Source organism: Rhizobacter sp. P1_G5 (assembly GCF_056405435.1).
In genome coordinates this window covers 1-1,023 of record NZ_JBFUCB010001063.1, presented here as the reverse complement: position 1 = coordinate 1,023, position 1,023 = coordinate 1, and the positions used below count along the sequence as shown (strand labels likewise).

Sequence of the window (1,023 nt, the reverse complement as noted above, 5' to 3'; positions counted from 1 at the left end):
CGGTGAAGGCCTTGGTCGTCTCGGCCACCGACTCGGCGCGGTAGGCCTCGCCCGGCTTCACCTTGACGAGCRTCTTGAAGTCTTCTTCCTTGCCGAGGTACTCGCCCTCGAGCTTGACCGCCGTCACCGTGTAGGGCTGGCCTTCCTTGATGTTGACGGTGATCGTGATGTCCTGCTTGTCGGCCGAGATCGCGACCTGGGTCGACTCGACCTGGAACTCCAGGTAGCCGCGGTTCAGGTAGTACGAGCGCAGCGTCTCCAGGTCGGCCGTCAGCTTGGCGCGCGAGTAGCGGTCGGCCTTGGTATACCAGCTCAGCCAGCCGCCGTCGTTCAGGTCGAACAGGCCCAGCAGCGTGCTTTCGGAGAACGCATGGCTGCCGAGGATGCGGATCTCGCTGATGCGAGCGGCCRAGCCTTCGGTGATCGTGAAGGTCACGTTGACGCGGTTGCGCTCCTGCGGGGTGACGGTGGTCACGACCTCGGCGCCGTACAGGCTGCGCGTCAGGTACTGGCGCTTGAGCTCCTGCTCGGCGCGGTCGGCCAGCGCCTTGTCGAAAGGCAGGCCTTCGCCGATGCCGAAATCCTTCAGCGACTTGGTCAGCGTGTCCTTGTCGAACTCGCGCAGGCCGACGAAGTCGATGTTCGCGATGACCGAGCGCTCCTCGACGATCACGACGACGACGTTGCCGTCGATCTCGATGCGCACGTCCTTGAACAGGCCGGTGGCGAACAGCGCGCGCAGCGCCGCCGCGCCCTTCTCGTCGTTGTAGGTGTCGCCGATGCGAAACGGCAGCGAGGCGAACACCGTGCCGGCATCGGACCGTTGYAGGCCCTCGACGCGGATGTCTTTCAACTCGAAGGGGGTCACCGCCCAGGCCGATCCTGCATGCAATGCCGCCGCCAGCGCGATGCTGAGGACGGTGGGACGCAGGGAACGGGGGTGGACGGGGCGGAACTGCAGAACGAGGGGATTGCGCATTCGGTGATCAGTGCAGGCCCAACTGCCGGGCCACATCGTTGTAG

The 1,023-nt window shown here is 65.4% G+C and carries 1 protein-coding gene; it reads right to left on the bottom strand.

The window, feature by feature from the left end:
• A partial coding sequence (gene bamA, locus AC1D12_RS34010) for an outer membrane protein assembly factor BamA (RefSeq protein WP_477845477.1) occupies positions 1-979 on the bottom strand: 979 nt, incomplete at its 3' end.
• Between the last annotated feature and the right edge of the window lie 44 nt (positions 980-1,023).